General features: G+C 49.4%; 18 protein-coding genes. 12 read left to right on the plus strand and 6 right to left on the minus strand.

Features of this window, described 5'->3' with window-relative positions:
• The first annotated feature begins 33 nt into the window (after positions 1 to 33).
• From AB8S08_RS05205 to AB8S08_RS05215, 3 genes are all read left to right on the plus strand, one after another.
• A complete protein-coding gene (locus AB8S08_RS05205) occupies positions 34 to 1,113 on the plus strand; it encodes an AraC family transcriptional regulator ligand-binding domain-containing protein (protein WP_369743989.1) in 1,080 nt (359 codons plus the stop codon).
• Positions 1,114 to 1,204: 91 nt separating this feature from the next.
• Entirely contained in the window at positions 1,205 to 3,352 is a 2,148-nt protein-coding gene (locus AB8S08_RS05210) for a multiheme c-type cytochrome (protein ID WP_369743991.1), read from the plus strand.
• Positions 3,353 to 3,361: 9 nt separating this feature from the next.
• On the plus strand, positions 3,362 to 5,578 hold the full coding sequence (locus AB8S08_RS05215) for a sulfatase-like hydrolase/transferase (protein WP_369743992.1): 2,217 nt from the start codon (positions 3,362 to 3,364) through the stop codon (positions 5,576 to 5,578).
• A 9-nt stretch (positions 5,579 to 5,587) separates the two neighbouring features.
• Here the strand turns inward: AB8S08_RS05215 and AB8S08_RS05220 are convergent, their stop codons facing one another.
• Positions 5,588 to 6,004: a VOC family protein gene (locus tag AB8S08_RS05220; protein WP_369743993.1), complete on the minus strand. Its 417-nt coding sequence runs from the start codon at positions 6,002 to 6,004 to the stop codon at positions 5,588 to 5,590.
• Positions 6,005 to 6,032: 28 nt separating this feature from the next.
• The gene (locus AB8S08_RS05225) at positions 6,033 to 7,079 is read right to left on the minus strand and encodes an LLM class flavin-dependent oxidoreductase (RefSeq protein WP_369743994.1); all 1,047 of its coding nucleotides are present in this window, start codon (positions 7,077 to 7,079) and stop codon (positions 6,033 to 6,035) included.
• A 75-nt stretch (positions 7,080 to 7,154) separates the two neighbouring features.
• On the opposite strand from AB8S08_RS05225, the gene AB8S08_RS05230 reads away from it, so the two are divergent.
• Positions 7,155 to 9,437: a sulfatase-like hydrolase/transferase gene (locus tag AB8S08_RS05230; protein WP_369743996.1), complete on the plus strand. Its 2,283-nt coding sequence runs from the start codon at positions 7,155 to 7,157 to the stop codon at positions 9,435 to 9,437.
• Between the two features lie 12 nt (positions 9,438 to 9,449).
• Here AB8S08_RS05230 and AB8S08_RS05235 read toward each other — a convergent pair whose 3' ends face one another.
• On the minus strand, positions 9,450 to 11,309 hold the full coding sequence (locus tag AB8S08_RS05235) for a hypothetical protein (protein WP_369743998.1): 1,860 nt from the start codon (positions 11,307 to 11,309) through the stop codon (positions 9,450 to 9,452).
• Between the two features lie 23 nt (positions 11,310 to 11,332).
• Here AB8S08_RS05235 and AB8S08_RS05240 point away from each other — a divergent pair, with 23 nt between their 5' ends.
• Together AB8S08_RS05240 and AB8S08_RS05245 are read left to right on the plus strand one after the other, a co-directional pair.
• The gene (locus AB8S08_RS05240; protein ID WP_369744000.1) at positions 11,333 to 11,470 is read left to right on the plus strand and encodes a hypothetical protein; all 138 of its coding nucleotides are present in this window, start codon (positions 11,333 to 11,335) and stop codon (positions 11,468 to 11,470) included.
• A gap of 271 nt (positions 11,471 to 11,741) precedes the next feature.
• On the plus strand, positions 11,742 to 12,281 hold the full coding sequence (locus tag AB8S08_RS05245) for an alpha/beta hydrolase (protein ID WP_369744001.1): 540 nt from the start codon (positions 11,742 to 11,744) through the stop codon (positions 12,279 to 12,281).
• Here AB8S08_RS05245 and AB8S08_RS05250 read toward each other — a convergent pair.
• Complete coding sequence (locus tag AB8S08_RS05250) at positions 12,278 to 13,174, minus strand: MBL fold metallo-hydrolase (RefSeq protein ID WP_369744002.1); 897 nt, start codon at positions 13,172 to 13,174, stop codon at positions 12,278 to 12,280. The two genes, AB8S08_RS05245 and AB8S08_RS05250, sit on opposite strands and share 4 nt — an antisense overlap.
• Before the next feature lie 97 nt (positions 13,175 to 13,271).
• Here AB8S08_RS05250 and AB8S08_RS05255 point away from each other — a divergent pair, with 97 nt between their 5' ends.
• Entirely contained in the window at positions 13,272 to 14,225 is a 954-nt protein-coding gene (locus tag AB8S08_RS05255) for a GlxA family transcriptional regulator (RefSeq protein ID WP_369744003.1), read from the plus strand.
• A 12-nt stretch (positions 14,226 to 14,237) separates the two neighbouring features.
• On the opposite strand, the gene AB8S08_RS05260 is transcribed toward AB8S08_RS05255, so the two are convergent.
• Positions 14,238 to 14,540, minus strand: a complete 303-nt coding sequence (locus tag AB8S08_RS05260; RefSeq protein WP_258306669.1) for a hexameric tyrosine-coordinated heme protein — start codon at positions 14,538 to 14,540, stop codon at positions 14,238 to 14,240.
• A gap of 114 nt (positions 14,541 to 14,654) precedes the next feature.
• Here AB8S08_RS05260 and tehB point away from each other — a divergent pair, with 114 nt between their 5' ends.
• The 5 genes from tehB to AB8S08_RS05285 all read left to right on the plus strand — a co-directional run bounded on the left by tehB (position 14,655) and on the right by AB8S08_RS05285 (position 17,832).
• Complete coding sequence (gene tehB, locus AB8S08_RS05265) at positions 14,655 to 15,224, plus strand: tellurite resistance methyltransferase TehB (protein ID WP_110076940.1); 570 nt, start codon at positions 14,655 to 14,657, stop codon at positions 15,222 to 15,224.
• A 105-nt stretch (positions 15,225 to 15,329) separates the two neighbouring features.
• Positions 15,330 to 15,617 carry a CopG family ribbon-helix-helix protein gene (locus AB8S08_RS05270; protein ID WP_110076941.1) on the plus strand — a complete coding sequence of 96 codons (288 nt, stop codon included), beginning with the start codon at positions 15,330 to 15,332 and terminating at the stop codon, positions 15,615 to 15,617.
• Positions 15,614 to 15,886 (plus strand): type II toxin-antitoxin system RelE/ParE family toxin, encoded by a 273-nt coding sequence (locus AB8S08_RS05275; RefSeq protein WP_369744004.1) that lies wholly within the window; start codon positions 15,614 to 15,616, stop codon positions 15,884 to 15,886. The genes AB8S08_RS05270 and AB8S08_RS05275 overlap by 4 nt, the downstream gene beginning before the upstream one ends.
• A 338-nt stretch (positions 15,887 to 16,224) precedes the next feature.
• Positions 16,225 to 17,208: an RHS repeat-associated core domain-containing protein gene (locus tag AB8S08_RS05280; RefSeq protein WP_369744005.1), complete on the plus strand. Its 984-nt coding sequence runs from the start codon at positions 16,225 to 16,227 to the stop codon at positions 17,206 to 17,208.
• Positions 17,209 to 17,211: 3 nt separating this feature from the next.
• On the plus strand, positions 17,212 to 17,832 hold the full coding sequence (locus AB8S08_RS05285; RefSeq protein ID WP_289096986.1) for a hypothetical protein: 621 nt from the start codon (positions 17,212 to 17,214) through the stop codon (positions 17,830 to 17,832).
• A gap of 57 nt (positions 17,833 to 17,889) precedes the next feature.
• Here the strand turns inward: AB8S08_RS05285 and mobF are convergent, their stop codons facing one another.
• A complete protein-coding gene (gene mobF, locus AB8S08_RS05290; protein WP_369744188.1) occupies positions 17,890 to 20,190 on the minus strand; it encodes a MobF family relaxase in 2,301 nt (766 codons plus the stop codon).
• Between the last annotated feature and the right edge of the window lie 3 nt (positions 20,191 to 20,193).

A 20,193-nucleotide genomic window follows, 5' to 3' on the forward strand; every position in this document is an offset into this window, starting at 1 on the left:
TGCTAGATAATAACAATTGACGCAAATCAAGCTATGCTTAGTTCGGACATTTTACTGGTTAATTTAGGACAGTTGCATTACTCTAAGTGCATGAACCATGATAAAGCCAGTGTTATCCAAAGTTTTACCCACGCGATTGTGCAGCAGCTAAGCGCCGCTGAGGTTAAGCTTGCACCTGAGCTAGAGCAGCAATTGGCTCGTTATGATGGCCAGCAACGGCTGCCACTTGCGCTACAAGATCAGTTATGGCAAAGCTTAGAGCAGTTGCAGCAACCACAGCTTGGGTTAACGATTGGCTTAGCTTTGCAGCCCCAGCACTTTGATACTATTGGATTTTTACTGTTAAGTTCGCCGTCGTTAAGCACTGCCGTAGAGAGCTTAGTGACTTTCTCTAGTTTAGTGGGTGAGGGCGGTGCATTTACTAAACGTAAGGTGACCGATGGCTGGCAACTCACCTATCACGATAAGTTTAAGGTAGCTGTGGCACTGCGGATTGAAGCAATTTTTGCCAGTATCGCGCATGGTGCTACCTGGGTGGCCGGTAAACCTATTACGCCGGTGCGGGTGACGTTTAAACATAAACCGCAAGTTACGCCGGAGCTCTATCAACAAGCTTTTGGAGCTGCTGAGCTGAGTTTTGCTCAGCCCGACAATGCCATTGTGTTTAGTGATAGCGATTGGCAGTTTCGGCAGCGCGAGGTAAGTCCAGCGCTGCAAGCGCAAATGCTCACCTTGGCGCAACAGCAGTTAGCCCAGTTACAGGCGCAATCTTGTCGTGAGCAGTGCGAGGCCTTGTTACAACGCCAGCCTTGGTTAAGCCGCGCCCAAGTTGCGGCAACGTTAGCGGTAAGCGAACGTACTTTGGCGCGCTATTTAAAAGCTGAAGGCTGTAGCTTTTTAGCGTTATCTCAAACGCTTAAGCAACAGTTGGCGCTCGCTCAAATTGAGGCTGCTCGCGCAGCTCTGGCGGCAACGGCTAAGCCCGCTGCGGCGCCGGTAGCACTGACTCAAGCGAGTTTAGCTGATTACCTTGGCTATAGTGATGAGCAAGCATTTGCCAAAGCTTTTAAACGCTGGACAGGAATGAGCTTTACTGCTTATTTGCAGCGTTAGTGTCTTATTGATTGACAAAGCTATGGATTCAATCTTTACTCATGCCTAGTTGAGCGATATTTCAGCGCGTCATTGAAACGGTACACATGCCATGTTGGTTCGACAGGGATTGAGTTACATGATTGGGTTAGCACTGCTGCTTGGTCTCAGCGCCACCGGCAGTGCTACTGTTAGTGCTACTGCCAGTGCCACTGTCAGTGCTACTAAGGCGAGCCCGGCCTGGGTGGACGAAAGCAACTGTAAGAGCTGCCACCAACAAGCGGATCAGCAGTGGCGCAATTCTCATCATGCGAAGGCTCTGACGCCTGCCAACAACGACCATAAACTGCCGCTAGGCGAGCTTAAAGCAACCGAGCAACCGGCGTGGCTGATAGGTTATGAGCCGTTGCAACAGGTGTTGATTGCTAACCCTGATGGCCGTTTGCAGGCCCATCACTTGGCTTTTGCGACGGAGCAGCAAACGTGGTTTGATCTCTATCCAGAGGTGGCCGATAACCCAGACCATCCGTTGCACTGGCGCCAACCCGTCCACCTAGCCAATACACAATGCTTGAGCTGCCATGTGTCGAATTATCAAACCCAGTATCAGCCTAAAACCGATACCTTTGCATCCTCATGGCAACAATTAGGCGTAGGCTGCCAGAGTTGTCATGGCCCAGCTGGCAATCATCAAGCCGACGGCGGCGGGTTTGAGTTGTCCTTGGCCGCCTCAGATCAGCAATTACAGGTATGTGCCCAGTGCCATAGCCGCCGCAATGAACTCCTACCGTTTCAGCCCAACGTAGGGGTGCATCAGCAGTTTTTAATCAGCCCATTGCGCGCCGATTTGTATGAAGTTGATGGCAAAATTCTAGATGAAGTGTTTGAGTACGGCTCATTTGTGCAAAGTCGTATGCACCAAGCAGGAGTGACTTGTAGCGATTGTCATAACCCTCACAGTGGTGAATTACGCGCCCCAGCGAATGCGGTGTGTAGCCAATGTCACAACCCTGCAGGAACGCCAAAACTCATCGCGGATACGCCACGAACCATAGATTTCAATAAGTTGCAGGGTCAGGCTTTTGCTTCGCCAGCGCATCATTTTCATCCCGCCGATAGTGCCGGTGCTCAGTGTGTGAATTGCCATATGCCGGGACGGGTTTATATGGGCAATGATCTACGTCATGATCATAGTTTTAGTTCGCCCAACCCAGCCCAAGCGCTTGCGTTAGAGCATAGCGATGCCTGTTTAGGCTGCCATCAAGATAAACCAGCAGCTGAGGTGGTTGCTGCGTTTGCGCGCTGGTATCCAGATGCTGAGCCGCGTGATGGTGGCTACGCTCAAGCCCTGTACCGAGCTCGCGAGGGATTACCGGGCGCAGCGGAAGGCTTGCTAAAGCAACTGCAAGCTGGGCAGCAGCCAGCTATCCGCCATGCGGCGCTATTAGCAGAATTAGGTCACTATCCCTCGTTGGCGGCGCAGCAACAAGTCGCAGCCGGATTGACGCATCCAGATGCTTGGGTGCGACGCGCGGCAATCGAGGTGGCTCCAGCCTTGTTTAATCCGGCTTGGTTGATGCCGCAGTTAAGCAAGCTGCTAGCGGACCCCGAGCTGGCGGTACGGATGACGGCCGTAGAGCAACTGTTGGCGCAAGATTACCCGTTTAAGGCTGCAGCAGAAGGCGCCGCGCTAGCGGAATACAGTGAATTACAGCAGCATCATCTAGGCACTGCGCAGGGGCATTATAATCAATCACTAGTGGCTGCCACACTGGGTTTTGAGGCACAAGTTCAGCATGATTTACAAGCTGCATTGCAGCGTAACGGGCACTATATTCCGGCGCTTATTGGCCTGGCACAGTGGTTAGAAAAATCCGACACTAAGGCGGCCCAGCAGCTCTTGGTAAGCGCTCAGCAACAGCAAGGTGAAGCGGCTGAAATAGCCTTTGCGCTAGCGCTGATGTTGATTCGGCAAGGCGAGATGGCCGCTGGTTTAGAGCAACTGCAACAAACGGTGGCTTTGGCTCCGGATAATGCTCACTACAGTTATGTGTTAGCCATAGCACTTTATGATAATGGCCAGCATGAAGCAGCGATGGACAGATTGCGAACGGCGCTCGCACAGGCACCGCAGCAACGGCATTTGCGCTTGGCATTATGGCAGTACAGTAATGATATCAACGAACGTGAACGGTTAATGGAGCAATTGCGCCAACTTAATCCGTTTGATCCCTTAATTAATTCACCTGCACGTTATTAGGAGCCTGTCATGAACAAGGTTCACCTCAGTTTATTGTTATGTTTAAGTCTGTTAGCTGGCTGCGAAGATAAGATGCCAAACACGCCACCAGTGGTCGAAGAGCCGCCGATAGAAGAGCCTCCGATAACAGAGCAGCCGCCTAATATCTTGTTTGTGATTATGGACGATGTAGGCATCGACCAAATGGAGGTGATGGGTTACGGTGGCTTTAATCCGCCGCCAACGCCTACCATTGAGGCTATTTCTAAGGCCGGAGTGCGTTTTCGTAACACCTGGTCGATGCCTGAGTGTTCACCGGGTCGCGCTGCCTTGTTAGCAGGTAAATATCCGCTGCGCACTAACATGTATCAGGCCTTAGGCCCGAATGACTTAGCCAATTCACAATTATCCCCATACGCCACAACGGTGCCTAAATTATTGCAACAAGCGGGCTATGAAAGCGGTTTGTTCGGTAAGTTTCATCTAGCCGGACCCGAGCTGAACCCGTTTGAATATGCCACCCCGCAGGTGCTGGGTTGGGATTACTTTTACGGTTGGTTAGGGGGCTTGCCAGCTTCCATTGATACCACCGCAGGCGGTGTCGCCGCTGTTGGTACCTACCAATGCGGGTACGTTCCGACGCTTGCTGATGACCCCGTGCATGGTGCCGATAGTGGGGCTTGCTATACTCCCTCGCAGTGTACCGAGCTTGCTACTAATAGCCAGGGTGAGAGTGCCGGTTTACAGTGTCTGAGCCAAGGTGGCGTATTGGTACCGCAGCAAGCCTGTACCGACACTGTGCCTGAGTTTGTGGTGTTTGATCGAGAAAATGCGCACTACGTTTCTGAACTGGTAATTAATGATGCGAGTGGAGTAGAGCGGGTACCGTTAACCGATATGCGCGGCCGTGGGTACCGTTCGGTGATAGAAGCAGAAGCTGCGACCACCTGGATCAACCAGCGTGATGGCAATCAACCTTGGATGGCGACCTTAAGTTTCAGCTCTGCCCATACTCCGTTGCAGCCACCACCGGCAGCACTGCTGCCTTCTCAGTCGCATTTTCAATTAGCACCACAGTGTCAAATTACCGACGGTAATTTTATTAATTCGAGACGAATTTCTGATGCCATGATTGAAGGTTTAGATACAGCTTTGGCGAACTTATTGATTGCAACGGGCATTGCTACTGAGGGCGAATCGGGCTTGCAGTACAATCCTGACAGCAATACGGTGGTGGTGATAGTGGGCGATAATGGCTCATTTGGGCCGACGGTGAAACTACCTTTTGATGGTGCGCGAGCTAAAGGTACCGCGTATCAAACGGGCGTCTGGGTACCGCTTATTGTAGGTGGGGCAGGTATCGAACAACCGGATCGTGCGGTCGAGCATCTGGTGAATACTACCGATGTGTATGGTTTGTTTGGAGAAATTGCCGGTCTTGACGCCGCGACGATTGCGGCTGGTGGTCCTGATAGCGCTGGCTTGCTGGCTTATTTGGAAGATCCTACGCAAACTAGTTTGCGCGATTATAACTTCACTCAAGGTGGCTTGAACATACAGCAAGATGGCGGTCGCAACGGTCCTTGTGCGTTTGCTGCGCAATGCTCTCATACTCCGGTAAGTAAAGGTGTCTGTGAAGATAATGGCGGTGTGTGGTGGGGCGTTGGCGCCGACAATCCGGTGGTCACCGAAACTTATCAATCGGGCGAGTTGGAACAATGCTGGCAAGTGAATCGGGATATTTATGCTGCTGATCCTGACAATTACAGCACTAATAAAATTCCGGCGGGCTGGACCAACTATCAAGCGATTCGGAATGACGATTTTAAGTTGGTACAAAATCATGCGTTAGATTTTGACCCTAGTAGCGGCAATCCGGTGGATATTTTTTCGATTGAGCTTTACCAAGTAAACCAACGGAATATGCCAACATTAGACACGCAAGACAGTGATTTGCTGATGGGCCAGGGTGAGGCTGCATTGGAGCAGTTGAGTACTGAGTTACAGCAGCAGTATGCGGATTTAAACGCGGCATTGGCGGCTATCATGGCTTCGCAACCTGCTTGTATAGGTGATGGCAATGATGATGGTGTGGTTGATCAGTTAGATATTGATAATTACCAAGCCATTGTTGCGGCTGGCTGGCAGGGTTCAAGTTGGTACGATGTAAATTTTGATGCACAAACCAACGAGCTCGATCTCCAGCTGATAGAAGCGGCTGTAGGAACTGTGTGTGATGCGCAATAGCTGGCTGCGTTAGCTTGGCCAAGCGGGGTTAAACACCACTTCCCACAAATGGCCGTCGGGGTCGCTAAAATAACCAGCGTAGCCACCCCAAAACACCGTTTGTGGCGCTTTGACTAGGCTGGCGCCAGCGGCAAGTGCTTGCGCAAATACAGCATCTACTTGGTCGCGCTCAGCCACATTGTGGCTGAGCAGCATGTTGCTTGAGGTGGGCTCAGCAAGTGGCAACCCGGTGTCGCGAGCTAAGCTAGCACGCGGCCACAGGGCAAGTTTAAGCCCCGGATTAATATCAAAAAACACCACCGCACCGTATTCGTATTGGGTGCCCAAAATGCCAGCAGTAGGCCAACCCAAACCATCGCGATAGAAAACTAGTGCGCGTTCTAAATCGTCAACCGCTAAGGTAATGACCGAAATACTTGGCTGCATGTGGGGCCTCTCTGGTGATTGTGGCTGGTTACGGCTCGTCATTTTGCATCGCTTGCGCAATAAGCTCAACGGAACGCAAGCGGGCTTGATGGTCGTACACGTCCGACACAATCATGAGTTCATCGACACCAGTTTCCTTGATGAAGCTCTGTAAGCCTTGTCGCACCGTGGCAGGGGCGCCAATCACGGACCGCGCTAGCATGCGTTCTGCGGTTGCCTTCTCTCTTGGTGACCAATAGCTCTCAATGTCGTCTATGGGTGGCTGACTTAAGCGCTGGCGACCGCCGGCTAAATCAGCAAAAGACATCTGCTGAGTGGTAGCTAAACGGGTAGCTTCGGCGTCCGTATCAGCAGCAATCACATTAATGCCCGCCATCGCGTAGGGCTCGGCTAGTTGCTTGCTGGGCTTGAATTTACTGCGATACAGTTGCAGCGCAGGCAGGAGCATTGCAGGTGCAAAATGGGAGGCAAAGGCATAGGGCAAGCCAAGTTCGGCGGCTAAACTGGCACCGTACATACTCGAGCCTAAAATCCATAAAGGCACTTCCGTACCGGTAGCTGGTACCGCCAAGATCGCTGGTGACTCGCTAGCTGGTGCTAAGTAGCTCTGTAACTCCAAGATATCTTGTGGAAATTGCTCAGATGCATGAGCCGGACGGCGCATAGCACGAATAGCGACGGGGTCCGTGCCAGGGGCTCGGCCTAAACCTAAATCAATACGGCCCGGATACAATTGAGCGAGCGTACCAAATTGCTCCGCAATAATGTAGGGCGCATGGTTGGGTAGCATGATACCGCCTGCGCCGACCCGAATGGATTGGGTGCCGCCAGCGATGTGTGCAACCACCAATGCGGTTGCCGCACTAGCGATACCCGGCATGTTGTGATGTTCAGCTACCCAAATTCGTTGGTAGCCCCATTGTTCGGCGTGATGACCAAGATCACGAGCGTGATTAATGGCAGTGCCAGCATCAGCTGCGGTGGTCACACGCACCAGTTCTAGTAGGGATAATGTTGTCATAGTGGCATTATCGTACATCGAGGTTGGCGGAGCAATGGTATAAATAACTTCCATATGAGCAGCACTAGCTTTGACAGAAACGATTAATGGGTCTTTACTTAGTGGTTACGTAGCTAGGGAAAGAAACCTATGTGGCACCTTGTTAGAATGTTCGTTTTATCATCAGCGGTGTTGTTGAGCGCATGCAATAATGATTCTGAGGTGGCAACTCCAGTACCTACGCCGCCAGAGCCGCCGCTGGCAGAAACGCCACCCAACATCCTGTTTATTGTTATCGATGATGCAGGTATCGATCAGTTTTCGGCTTTTGGGTATGGCGGTGCGGTACCGGCAAATACCATGTCGATTAATGCTATTGCTGAAGCTGGGGTGCGTTTTCGTAATACTTGGACGATGCCTACCTGTTCGCCCACCCGGGTGACGTTTTTTGATGGTCGCTACCCCTTCAGAAATGGTGTTCGAAACGCAATTGTTTCAACGGATTTAGCCAACTCCCAAATGTCTCCCTACGCGGTTTCGGTACCTGAATTACTGCGTTCAGAGGCCGGCTACGTGAGCGCACTTATCGGTAAAATGCATCTAACAGGGTCTGATTTAGGGCCAGATAACCATGCACTTGGTGACAGCGCCATGCGTGATTTAGGCTGGGATTATTTTGCCGGTTATCTTGATGGTGCGCCTTACCCGATCGATACAACCGCGGGAGGAATTGCGCCAGAGGGTACTTATCAGTGCGGTTGGGTGCCCATTACGGCACTGGATGAAGAACATGGTGCAGATCGCGGGGTTTGTTACTTTGCCGATCAAACTTTTCAAGTGATGAATGATTTAGAACAGTATCCGACACCTGGCAGAACCTGTGTTGAGCGCGGTGGTATTTTTGATCCCAATAGTCTGAGCTTTGATGCTAATCGCGCGCTTGAACTTAGGTTTGATCATCAAAATGGCTATTATACGGGTGAATGGAAAATCAATAACATGGATGGTAGCAATCAAACGCTGCGTGCTACCGATGCTGGCGCTCGTGGTTATCGAACTGTGCAAGAAGCGGAGCGGGCGATTGCATGGATTCAGCAGATGCAGCAGCGTGAACAAAGTGAGCAAACACCATGGATGCTAAGTCTTGGTTTTTCTGCCCTGCATGCACCATTGCAGCCGCCACCAGCGGCGCTACTGCCGGTTGCGGATGCTAACCTAAGTTTGTTGGGCTGCGGCACGCCCGTAAGTAGTCAGTTGGCGGATTTAGGCATTGCCGACCCAACCGAATTAGCGACCGCGGTACAACAACGAATCATTGCTCAACATATGTTGGAGGCCGTTGACCATGAAATAGGGCGGTTGCTTGAAGCTACTAACATTGCCATACGTCAAGCCGATGGTAGCTTAGTTTTTAACGACGAGAGTAATACCGTGGTGGTTATTACTGCGGATAATGGTACCTACATGCCTTCAGTAAAACTGCCATTTGACCCCTTGCGGGCGAAGGGAACCCTGTATCAGAGTGGGGTGTGGGTTCCTTTGATTGTAACGGGCCCTGGCTTTGATGAACCCAATCGAGATGTGCCGCACTTGATTAATAGTACTGACTTGTTCCGCTTGTTTACTGGTTTAGCCGGGATTGATAGCGATGAACTTGCCGCAGAGTTACGCTTAGATGCTGCACCTATCGTTCCTTATTTGCAAGATTCAAATCAAGAAGCAATACGGGATTATAACTTTGCTGAACTCGGCATGAATATCCGCGCGGAAACAGGGCCTCCCTGTGTTATTCCGCAGGCAAATTTGTGTGTACAAATCTTTCCGCAAGAGGAAGTCTGTCATGATCAAAGTGGCGTTTGGTATGGGCCAGGCAGTGACATTAACAGTGCTGGTTTTAGTTCTTGCTGCGCAGTAAATACCTACCTTGAAGGTATTGGTGAACCGAGCGTTGACTTGTTTCCTGAGCGACAACTTGCGTTTCGTGACGATAAATACAAATTGGTGCGCTTAACCACGTTGCAATGTGACTCAGGTGAACTTATTGATAGTGAAGAGTTTTATGAAGTTAATGAAAGTACTAATCCGGTTGAGCTAAAGCTGGATAGAGAGGCCGATAACCTGTTAGTAAGCCCTGGGGAGAGCCAGCTTAATGGTGAGGCCCAGGCACGCTTAAGCTTGCTGCGGGCATCCCTCAACGAGCTTCTTGCTACCGCCGTGACCTGCCCAGGAGACGGTACAGGTGATTTGCAGGTAAACCAAGATGATTTAGACGGTTGGCAGTATTGGGCTGAGCCCGAACGTGGCAAATCAAGTTGGTTTGATCTGAATTATGATGGTCTGACGGATGCCGAAGACTTAGCCATTATCGAAGCCAACATGGGGAACGATTGCCGCAACAATCTTAATGCTAATTCTCATGAGTTGCGGCAATAGGTTGCGATGTGTTTAAAATCCTAACTGCTTACAGTAGTTATCGTTCGTTTGTGGAATGCCATCTTGAAAGCATTGCACTAAATTGCTTAAGGAGCCATCGTAATATTTTACGTAGCCATCAATCACGCCTAGGTTCATCATGGAAGAAAGTTGAGGCCTTCCGTTGAGCCAAATATCAGCTTTCTCGCGCTGTACAGAGTAGGGGGTTAATTTTACTACTCGGGTTGAACGACTGTTCGGTATGGCAATGACGTGTATCTCTTCACCATCGCGTTGGCCGTGTTGATAGATGCTTAAGCTGGCGGCTATTTCTGTAGCGCCCATCGAGCCCGGTTGATGTTGTGTTAACCAAGTTCGGCTTATTTCGCCATGGAGTTTGCCGTCAACAAAGGTGCCTTCAATGCGACCATAGATGTTAGACGATGCTTGATAAGCCCCCATCTTAAGGCTATGTGGATAACGGAACATAACGACAAAGTCGCCGTCAAGTTGGCCATTCTCACAAGCGCCCTCCGCAACCATGATGCTGGGCTGTCCATCGGTGTAAACATTATTTCGGCTACGCTGTTTATTTCGTTGTTGTTCATAGTCACTTTTGCTTAATTGAAACAGCAAATAGCTGGTGCTGTCATCATTCAAAACACAAGAAGGACCTGCTTTAGGAGTTAAATATTGAACCATGTTAGTCAGCAGCTGTTGCTGTAAACGTGGAATATATTCGTTGGCACGAGCGCTATATAACTGCTTGAGGTTTGGCATTGTGAGCCAATTCAGATCAGGGATTCGCGGAATACTCCAAGTTGACTGAGCAATAGGTTGCTGTGGTGCAGGGCTTGTTGGGTTTGCAGGCGCTGTTGGGGCATTCGGCGCTGCAGGGACGGCAGGCGTCGCGGCACGTGGAGCCGCCGCCGGGATGGTATCCATTTCATTAAACGACGCAAGCCGCGGCAATTCTGCTGCAACAGCTACTGGCATTAATTGCTCAAGTCGAGGTGCAACCTGCTGACAATAAGCAGGATTTTCGACCTTTTGTCCCATGCGATAACACTGCGGATCATCTTTTAACACAGAACTCGCAAACTCAAGCCAGCCCTCAATTTCGCCATTAAGCATATGAAACCGGGTATTAGGTTTTCCTGACATCCATGAGTTCATTCGCACGTAATTGTCTTGCAGAGACTGCGTTAACGTAATGACCTGATTTTCGCCCTCACCATAAATCATCAAATGGGGGCCTACCTCAGAGCCATTGTCAAACATACCTATCTTCAGCATTAAAGACTCGCGCCAGTTGCCACTTGAGTTCGATTTATCTATCGAAATGACGCGTGCTTCGCCATGCAGTCGACCCTTCTTAAAGAAACCGTCAATACGGCCTAGGAATTGAGTCTCACCAGCAATGTATTGAGATTGGGAGTAATAGTTATCGGTATACAAGGCCGTCACCGGGCCATTCAGTTCACCAAGACTACAATCGCCAGAAATAATCGTCACCGTGCGGCCACGTTGCTCGACATCCACTGATTTCGCGGTTTTTTTGCGTTGCCGCTCTACGAGTTCGGGCGCTTGTTGATGAACAACAAAGGTTTGGCTGAGCTCATTCAGCGCACAATCTTTGCCTCCGGTCACCTCTAGCAATCTTCTGGGCGTTGGCAGCTGCTCTAAATAATTGGCATAAGCTTCGGCTTGTGCATCAGGCATTTGCCATTTAGGCCCACTAGCCGTAGGTTGGGTATGATGCTGCTCCATCAATTTTTGCCAATGATGAGCGGAAGAGCGTGCAACGGCTTCGCGGTGTTCAGCTTCCCAGCTTGCGCAACTGGATAGCACTAATAGACTACTCAAAGAAATAGCTAGCTGACGATTCATCATGGCGATTGGTCTTTGGTTAGGGTATGAAATTTAACTATAGCGCTGTTTGCTGGTTTCGCAATAAAACCCACCATGCACCTCAGGTTGCTGCGGTGCATGGCCGCTGCAGAGTGCAACAAGGTGTACTCACCCAACGGGTGTACTGGGTGGTGGTCAAGTAACATGGGGTCTGAACAACCACTGTCACCGCGAATCGAAGTCTCAGCGATTTTGGTGGCTGTGGGGGTACGAATAGTTAATGCCTCTGGGAATACACGTAAGAACACCGGCAGATTATTTGTATGTCATTTAGTTTGGGAACCTTTGTTTAAAGGTTAATCTCTGTCATTATTTGCCACTGCAATCGCTTGATAGTGCAGGGCGATGACTTGCGATGAAGCCGAATGACGTAATGCTTGGCACCACCCAACGATAACAAGATAAGGACTTCTCATGCCAACCAAACCACTCGTAGTATTTAGTCACGGTAAAGAAACCGGCCCTCATGGCCGTAAAATTAGGAAATTACAAGAAATTGCTGAAGCGCAGGGCGCACAGACAATCAGCGTGGATTATACCTCAACGTATGATCCCACCGAGCGCGTGAACATTCTGCTGAATACCAAGCTGCCAGAACACAACGGCCTGATTTTAGTAGGCTCCAGTATGGGTGGTTACGTCAGCACCACGGCATCAGCACATTTAAAACCCGATAGCTTATTACTTATGGCGCCGGCGTTTGGCTTACCCGATTACCCAAATCATTACCCAGCCCCAGTCGCTAGCCAAGTTGCGGCCGTGCACGGCTGGCATGACGAGGTGGTGCCGGTAGACAATGCTATTACTTGGGCGCAGCGCCATAATGTACGTTTGGTGCTTGTTGACGATAATCATTCGCTGCATAGTGAAGTTCACACTGTCGGCCAGTTGCTTGTGGGTATGTTGCAGCAGTTGAAGGCGCCACGGCGTGTCGCAGCGCCTAAGTTTATTTAAAACGATAAGGTTTCACCGTCAGCAGGAATACGAACCGCTGCCCTAATTTCTTGGGTGTCCACAAACTGCTGTAAGTCAGCGCGGCTAACAGTCATGTGGTTCACAGCATCCATATGCACGGCAACAATACTGGCGTTAGGTAGCATTTGATGAACGCGCAAGGTGTCTGATGTACCCATAAGTATAGGTGCTTGTTCAAACCCATTTATCACTGCCGCACCAGTGTTCAGAATGATCACTTCTGGCTGTTCAGCCTTAAGCACTTGCTCAACTTCGGGGCGCCATACGGTGTCGCCAGCTAAGTACACTTGCTTGGCGTTAGGAGCACTAAATAATACGCCCATTACTTCGCCGAGCATTTGCGCAACCGGAGGCACCGCATACACGCTATCTTCGCCATGTTGGCCGCCAGTTTTTTGTAGGGTAACACCGGCAAATTCAGCGCTTTGATCTAACACGCGAACGTCGGTAAAGCCTTGGTCCCGTACCGTTTTTGCGTCTGCTTCATTTTGTACAAATAACGGTAATGCTTTTGGTATCACTTGTTGCGCTGCGTCGTCCCAGTGGTCTAAGTGGGTGTGTGTAACGATTACCGCATCAACATTTGCTAAAAGCTGCTCGGTTGGCATGGGTAAGTCAACCAGCGGGTTGCGTAAATGGCTGTTGTAGGTGCCTTCAAAACCAGGGTAGGCGCCTTTTCCCGCTAACATGGGGTCAACTAAGAAGGTAGTTTCGCCATAGGTTATTTTTACGGTGGCGTTGCGAATATGCTGAACGCTTACCTCGGTGGTTGTTGTAGTCGTTTGGTGTTGGGTGGTGTCGCCAACACCAGTGCAAGCCGTTGTGGCGATTAGGGCTGATGCCATAATAAGTGTTTTTAGACTGTGTTTCATGTGTTGCTTCCTTTGAGTGATTGAACGCTAACTATTATGTTTGGTTTTGACTAGGTAAACGATTGACCTAAATGTCATTTAACGAAATAATTGGGCCATGAAAACTATTCCACGCATTGCTTTATTGCTCTACCCCGAAATAACGCCGTTTCATTTTTCGGTGCCCTATACCGTGTTCAGTCCAATATTTACTGAGCATCCTTTGTTCGAATTAAAAGTAGCGGCCGAAGCGCATATTGCCGATACCGCTAACCATGGTTTTCAAGTGGCATCTGATGGTGGGCTTGAACTCATGACTAGTGCGGACATTGTGATTGTGCCGGGCTGGCATGATTTGAATGCTCGACCGAGTACTGAGTTATTGCATGCGTTGCAACAAGCTCACCAACGTGGCGCTTTGGTGGTGGGGTTGTGTTATGGGGCCTATGCGTTGGCCTACGCCGGTTTGCTAGATAATCGCCGCGCTGCAACGCACTGGCTGGCCGAGCAGGATTTCAGGGAGCGCTTTCCGCACGTTAGACTCGATACCAATGCGTTATACATTGAAGATTCGGGGTTGATTACTTCAGCTGGTACTGCGGCGGGGCTTGATTGCTGCTTGTATATTGTTCGCAAATTCTGCGGTGTGCAGGCGGCAAACCGAATTGCGCGCGTGATGGTGGTGCCGCCGCACCGTGAGGGCGGGCAAGCGCAGTATATTGAACAGCCGGTGGCTCATTCAACCAAAGATATCACCATCAACAAGCTATTGGACTACCTGCGTCAGCATCTTGAGCAACCGCATCGTATCGATGAGTTGGCAGAACGCTTGTCGATGAGTCGCCGTACTTTCACGCGTCACTTTCAAAAAGCAACCGGTAAGTCGTTGATCAACTGGCTAAATGATGAGCGCATACAGCGCAGTTGCGAATTGCTAGAAGCAGGCTCGCATTCTATTGAAAGGATTGCGGAGCTTTGTGGTTTTAATAACACCGTCTCGTTTCGCCAGCACTTTCAGCGCCGCCATCAGGTAAGCCCTTCAGTTTGGCGGCGCACCTTTACTGGGCACTAACAACAAGCTCGTTTAACGCCAATAATTATTAGCCGCTGCGATGGTTTGATAGTGCAGGGCGATCACCTGCGATGCCATCATTAAATCTTCTGCATTGTTGGAATATTTATCGCGCTCGCGAAACAACACTTCTTTGTTCGACTGTGTGCTTGTCACCCCTTTGCGAGCCAGTTTGACGGCAAGCTCAAAACCTTGCTGCGGGGTTTCGGTAATTAAACTAGGTAACCACGGCTGCGATTTGTCTTGCGCTTGTACCGGCGTAGCCGCCGCGATCATGAATACACTGAAAAAACTAATAAGTAATAACTGACGCATAGATCGTCCTCCTTGTTGAACATGCATTTATTATGATTGTTAACTCTGAAAGTGCAAGTATAATGCGCGTTATTCGTTATTCGTTATTCGTGAATAGACAGGGCAGGAAATAGAATGTCAGCTGATTTAAATAGCCGTTATGGATTAAACCCACCACATAGTGAAGTTGTTGAAGCATGTGCGGTGGTTGAACCTTGTAAAGTCCTAGACATGGGCTGTTCAAACGGGCGTAACGCGCTTTATTTGAGTCAGCAGGGTTTTGATGTCACCGCTGTAGATAGCAACCCCAGTGCCATTGCGATGTTGCAGCAAATTGCAGCCGAAGAGGGCATTGCGAACATTAATTCGCAGGTATACGACATTAACAACGCGCAATTGAGCGATAACTTCGGGTTTATTGCGTGCACAGTAACCTTAATGTTTTTAAACCCAGAGCGTGTTGCTGCGGTGTTAGCTGACATGCAAGCGCATACGTTGCCTGGCGGCTACAACTTAATTGTATGCGCCATGAGCACAGCCGAGTACCCGTGCCCCATGCCGTTTCCGTTCACATTTGACGAAAGCGAATTACGGGATACCTACCAAGGTTGGGAGCTAGTTAAATACAATGAAGATCTGGGCACTATGCACAATGGGGCGCGATTGAAGTTTGCGACTATGTTGGCGCGAAAACCAACAAACTAGTTTTTTATCTAAAGTCATCCGCTTTATAGGAAAGAATGACTTCAGCTAGACGGAGCAAAGATCGGGTGCTACATTGTACTAACAATGTAACACAAGGGGGGAGATATGAGCGATGCAACATTTACGTTCCGCGTTAACGATGAGTTGAAAAGTGAATTTTCAAAAGCCGCACGCTCGCGCGATCGCAGTAGTGCGCAATTGCTACGTGACTTTATGCGTGAGTACGTTCAGCAACAAGAGCGGTTGGCTGAGCACGATAGCTGGTTTAGGGAGCAAGTGAAGCAAGGGCTTGATTCTGCTAACGCTGGGAATTTGGTTCCAGCGGGTGACGTTGAGGCTAAGTTTGCGGCACGCAGAGCGTTAACGCAGCGTAACATCGATAAGCAACGATGATTGTGCAATGGACTCCTGAAGCTATTCGGGATCGTGAGCAAATTTATGACTTTATCGAAAATGATAACCCAGTAGCGGCGCTTCAACTAGATAATCAAGTCTCGTCAAGCGTAGCAAATCTGTCTGAATATCCAGAAATAGGCCGTGAAGGACGGGTTCTTGGAACTCGAGAGCTTGTAGTGCATGCAAACTATATTGTCGTGTATGATTTCAGTAAGGACGCCCTTAGAATTTTACGAATCCTACATGCGGCTATGAAGTGGCCTTAATAATTAAGTAACTCCTACCATGTCAAGGTAGTGCTCTAACCAACTGAGCTACGGACGCACATTCTGAGGCGTTCACGAGTGTGAACGGTGGCTATATTAGTCATTCTGCCACGACGGTGCAAGTGGTTTCTGCCCTGTCGTTGCTCGATCGCGTAAGTTTCGACCTATTCTAGAAACCTAGCGGTATTCCGAAGCTGAACAAGCTAACCAACTAAGCTGTCCATACCACCATAAATGCTAGCGCAGCTGCTGACCGAGGAGGTGCTGAGCGATTAAGCGTACCACGTAGCTTAGTTTGAACAAACCAGCTAGACTACGACGCCTTTGGTAAACGGCGAATGCTAGATGGCTCTTTGATGGAGCCTGGGGCACGGCCGCGCCTTAAAAACTTTACTGACTATGCAGGTATCAGTAATATCGGTATCACTCGGCGCGGCTTTACCGACCACCTGCATTTGGATGACGTTGAGCTCATTCATATGAACGGTCGGGTGTACGATTATAACCTTGGTCGTTTCTTGTCTGTAGACCCTGTGATCCAGTTCGTTGGTAACAGCCAAGGCATTAATCCATACAGCTACATCATGAACAACCCAATGGCCGGAACAGACCCAACAGGGTATGTTATCGACACCATTTGGGATGTGGGTAATGTTATTTTTGATGTTGGTAAAGTTGCATACGGTGCGGCTACTGGCAACGATGATATGGTGACAGAGGGCTTAACTGATTTAGCCATTGATGCAGCAGCCACGCTCGTTCCATTTGTGCCAGCAGGAGCCAGTAAAGCTGCAAGGGCGGGAGCTGAAAAGGTTGCTGATGCTCGTCAAGCTTCTAAGAAGACCGATACAACGCCAACGACTCAAAAGAGTGAAAGCAGCTCAAATACTGATGGCGGCACTAAGACAACTAACGGCGCGGATAACACTCAAAGCGCTAATAGTGCAGGTCAAAAAACAACTGATATTGGAAGTCCGAGTCAAATATCCAAAAAGGATCAACTGGCACAAAATAAAGCTCAAGGTAAAGCAGGTGAAGCCAAAGTTCGTCAGGAGTTAGGTGATGCTAACCGTGGTGAACAAGTTACAGTGGAAACACTTGATGGTGATAGGGCTAGAGTGGACTTTGTAACGACTAAAGATGGGCAGCCAAACCTTGTTGAGGTGAAAACAGGGAATGCTTCACTTTCTAAAGGGCAGCAAGCAGTTAAAGATGCAATTGGTAGAGGAGAACCGGTCATACCTCGGGGAGCTAATGCGGAGAAAGCTGGCTTACCTGTAGGTGAAAAGATTGCGTGTTCGTTTGAAGAGAAAAGGTGTTAGGTGATGTCCGGTAAATTAGTACCTATGGGAAAATTACTAAGCGATACATGTATTTCTCTTTTTAAAGAAATAGGCTTTAAAAAGAAGAAAGAAGGTATTTTTTATAAACAATATGGTGATGATCTGTATCTGAGAATCGGATTTAACGAATCAGACAAGTCAGCTAATTCACTTGTTATAAATCCAATGTTTGGTGTCGGTTGGAGGAAGTTAGAGTCATTTTTGACTGAGTGCAATAAGGGAAAATACTCTCCATACTTGTATGCTAGTTTTTCGTCTAATATTGGAGGATTTGATGATAATAATGATGTCGTTAAATTTACCTTTGAGAGGGATAGCATCATCGAAGATGCACAGTCGTTTCAGGGGTATTTGAATTTTATATCTCTTAAAACAGAAGAGCGTTTTGCCAATCATTCTGATTTATTAGACGGGCTTCTGAGGTATACCTCTGTAAGACAGCAACAAGAAAAATTAGCCTGTTATCATTTCTTACTTGGTGATAAATCAAAGGCTCTTAATATTCTTGACAAAGAGAGGGAACGTTTGAGTTCAGCTCACCCCGTTATGCAAGAAGAGTTTGAAATGTTTGCTAATGAGTTTAAGTCTAAAGTAACCAGTTGATTCTTGTTAATAATTAATGAACAAAGCCCACGCTCGTGGGCTTTGTTGTTTCTGGGTCTAAGCGGCCAACTCGTTCTCGTTGGTGATCTGCTGAGAGACTTCCTGCTGTGCCTCTTGCTCGGCAATGTACTCACTGGCCATGGCTTTGTGTTTATTGATGCTCATGCACCGTGCTAATGTTTTCAGGTGTGTGGCCATATCAGGCGTTTGACCTTTGTCGGCTTGGCCGCTTTGGGCATCCAGCTCTTGGCCATTGACGAACCAGTGGCAGTTGTCTTTGTGACGGCTTCCGGCCACGTAACTTGCGGCTCTGTCCATGGCGGTTGTATACAGCACAAAGGTATCGCCATCAATCGTGGCACCTTGGCTGCTGTAAACCGTACACGCATAGGCTTGCACCAGTTGCAGCCTGCCTTGCTCATCCGAGTAATCCGACTGATAAAAGCTCACCGTGCGGCCTGAATCGAGTTTGACGGTAAAACGAATATCATCACCTTGTTGCAGTACTTGGGTGATGGTGCCTTGCTCACCGTTGGTGAAATCTCGTTTGTAATCGTTCTTGGTAAACCTGACCCGCTCACCTTTGGAGAAAGCAAAATACAGACTTTGATTGGACACCACACACTCGGTCAGGATGTTTTCGGTGCCCAGTTTTCCTTGCTCTTGATAGACCTTGCGCACCAAGTCATTGAGGGGTTTTACGTCCTTCCAACGCTGCGCCATGATCATGGTTTGCTTGTCGGGATTAACCTCGGAGTACGCTTGCCAGTGTTTCACCAACTGCTCACGGGCGCTCTGGCTGTCCTTTTCGATATGCAGCAAGCCTTTGCCTGCAAAGGTGTCCAGTGCCGCTTTGGCATTACCAGCGCGTAAGTCATTGACCGCCGTACGTGCCCACGCTTCTCGTTGACGTCGGATGGTATCAATTCGCGCACAGCCTTGGCGCTGAGAAAGATAACGCAAGCTGCCGCCATGGGTTATCGCATCCATCTGCTGTTGCTCGCCGACCAAAACCAGCTTGGCTCCAGCGGTGTGCGCGGCCTGCATCAATTGCAACAAGTCCGGCGTGGCCAGTTGGCCAGCTTCATCCAGCAATATCACTGTGTCTTTGAACTTGGCTTGGCCGTTGCCTTTGCCTAGCTCGGTTAACAAGCTGGCCAAGGTTGTGCTTTCAATCCCGGTGTCCTTTTCAAGCTGCTGCGCCGCTTGTCTAGCCACGGTGGCACCACGCACGCTAAACCCTTGGGATTGATAGGCTAAGCGCATGGCTTGCATGGATGTGGACTTCCCAGCTCCCGCCCGGCCTTGAATGATATCCAAACTCGACTGACACACCGAAAACACCGCCTCGACTTGCTCATCCGACAGCGCAAAACCTTGCTGCTGCCCTTGTTGGCTAATGGCGTTTTTAATGGTGCGTTCATCCAGCTTGTAATGGTGACTGGCGTGCATATTATCGGCATGGTTTAACAAGTCTTGCTCAATGGCCAGCATGGCCTTAGTGGTGTAAATCTGGTTGTTGCTGAGGTCTTTGCCAAGGCTCACCATGTCGTTGTCGGCTAATAATTCTCGCACCGTATCTTCAATGTCTAAACGTGATACATGATTAAACTGAGCTTCGACCCCAACAGCGGCATAGATATCCTGCAAGCGGAATACCGCTTGGGACTCAATCAATTTATCCAAGATATGCTGCAACGGCAGCGGCTCAGGAAAGGGGATTAGGTTTGGCTCACGTAGGTTATCCATGTCGGCTTGGGTAAAGCCTAATCTGTCCATGTCTGCTTGCCATGAGGCAAAGAGCTTTGGTCTGTCCACGGTTTGCTTGTAATCACGGGAGTTTAAGGTAATGGTATCCCCAACTTTAGATGCGGCCTTGTGTACGCCCATGGCTTCCATTTGTGCTCTGATGGCTTCAGCACGTTTTGAAAAGAATTGGCAAATACCTTGGTCAACGCCTTTGACTTCAAAGTGCTTGTGACCTTCCACGGCTTCAACTTCAAAGCCCAGCTCACGCAAACCGTTAGCCAAGGCACTGCGGTAGATAGCACCGGATGCCATCTGCCATAAGAAAAAGTGTTTCGATTCCAGCGTGCCCCAGCTGCCGTCTGCGCGTGGTGCAAGGTTGGCAATGAGACAGTGGGTATGGAGTTGGGGGTCTTGTGCACGGGAAGTACAGTGCTCAAAGGTCGCCCCGATTAAACCGGTGACACGCTCTTGAATATGACCGCCTTTGCCGCGTCGGGTAAAGGCGGCATGTTGCTCGATAAAGCCAAACGCTTCCTCGACGGCCTTTTGCTGAATCTCTTGAATGGCTTTTCGGAGATCGTCATCGGCACGAGCAAAGAGCATGGACACGGA

The organism is Pseudidiomarina sp. PP-1MA (assembly GCF_041200125.1).
GTDB classification, from domain to species: Bacteria; Pseudomonadota; Gammaproteobacteria; order Enterobacterales; family Alteromonadaceae; genus Pseudidiomarina; species Pseudidiomarina fusca.

Coding starts and splice junctions, on each gene's coding strand:
- AB8S08_RS05205 (WP_369743989.1), top strand. CDS start 34: ATGCTTAGTTCGGACATTTTACTGGTTAATTTAGGACAGTTGCATTAC.
- AB8S08_RS05210 (WP_369743991.1), top strand. CDS start 1,205: ATGTTGGTTCGACAGGGATTGAGTTACATGATTGGGTTAGCACTGCTG.
- AB8S08_RS05215 (WP_369743992.1), top strand. CDS start 3,362: ATGAACAAGGTTCACCTCAGTTTATTGTTATGTTTAAGTCTGTTAGCT.
- AB8S08_RS05220 (WP_369743993.1), bottom strand. CDS start 6,004: ATGCAGCCAAGTATTTCGGTCATTACCTTAGCGGTTGACGATTTAGAA.
- AB8S08_RS05225 (WP_369743994.1), bottom strand. CDS start 7,079: ATGGAAGTTATTTATACCATTGCTCCGCCAACCTCGATGTACGATAAT.
- AB8S08_RS05230 (WP_369743996.1), top strand. CDS start 7,155: ATGTGGCACCTTGTTAGAATGTTCGTTTTATCATCAGCGGTGTTGTTG.
- AB8S08_RS05235 (WP_369743998.1), bottom strand. CDS start 11,309: ATGATGAATCGTCAGCTAGCTATTTCTTTGAGTAGTCTATTAGTGCTA.
- AB8S08_RS05240 (WP_369744000.1), top strand. CDS start 11,333: ATGAAATTTAACTATAGCGCTGTTTGCTGGTTTCGCAATAAAACCCAC.
- AB8S08_RS05245 (WP_369744001.1), top strand. CDS start 11,742: ATGCCAACCAAACCACTCGTAGTATTTAGTCACGGTAAAGAAACCGGC.
- AB8S08_RS05250 (WP_369744002.1), bottom strand. CDS start 13,174: ATGAAACACAGTCTAAAAACACTTATTATGGCATCAGCCCTAATCGCC.
- AB8S08_RS05255 (WP_369744003.1), top strand. CDS start 13,272: ATGAAAACTATTCCACGCATTGCTTTATTGCTCTACCCCGAAATAACG.
- AB8S08_RS05260 (WP_258306669.1), bottom strand. CDS start 14,540: ATGCGTCAGTTATTACTTATTAGTTTTTTCAGTGTATTCATGATCGCG.
- tehB (WP_110076940.1), top strand. CDS start 14,655: ATGTCAGCTGATTTAAATAGCCGTTATGGATTAAACCCACCACATAGT.
- AB8S08_RS05270 (WP_110076941.1), top strand. CDS start 15,330: ATGAGCGATGCAACATTTACGTTCCGCGTTAACGATGAGTTGAAAAGT.
- AB8S08_RS05275 (WP_369744004.1), top strand. CDS start 15,614: ATGATTGTGCAATGGACTCCTGAAGCTATTCGGGATCGTGAGCAAATT.
- AB8S08_RS05280 (WP_369744005.1), top strand. CDS start 16,225: ATGCTAGATGGCTCTTTGATGGAGCCTGGGGCACGGCCGCGCCTTAAA.
- AB8S08_RS05285 (WP_289096986.1), top strand. CDS start 17,212: ATGTCCGGTAAATTAGTACCTATGGGAAAATTACTAAGCGATACATGT.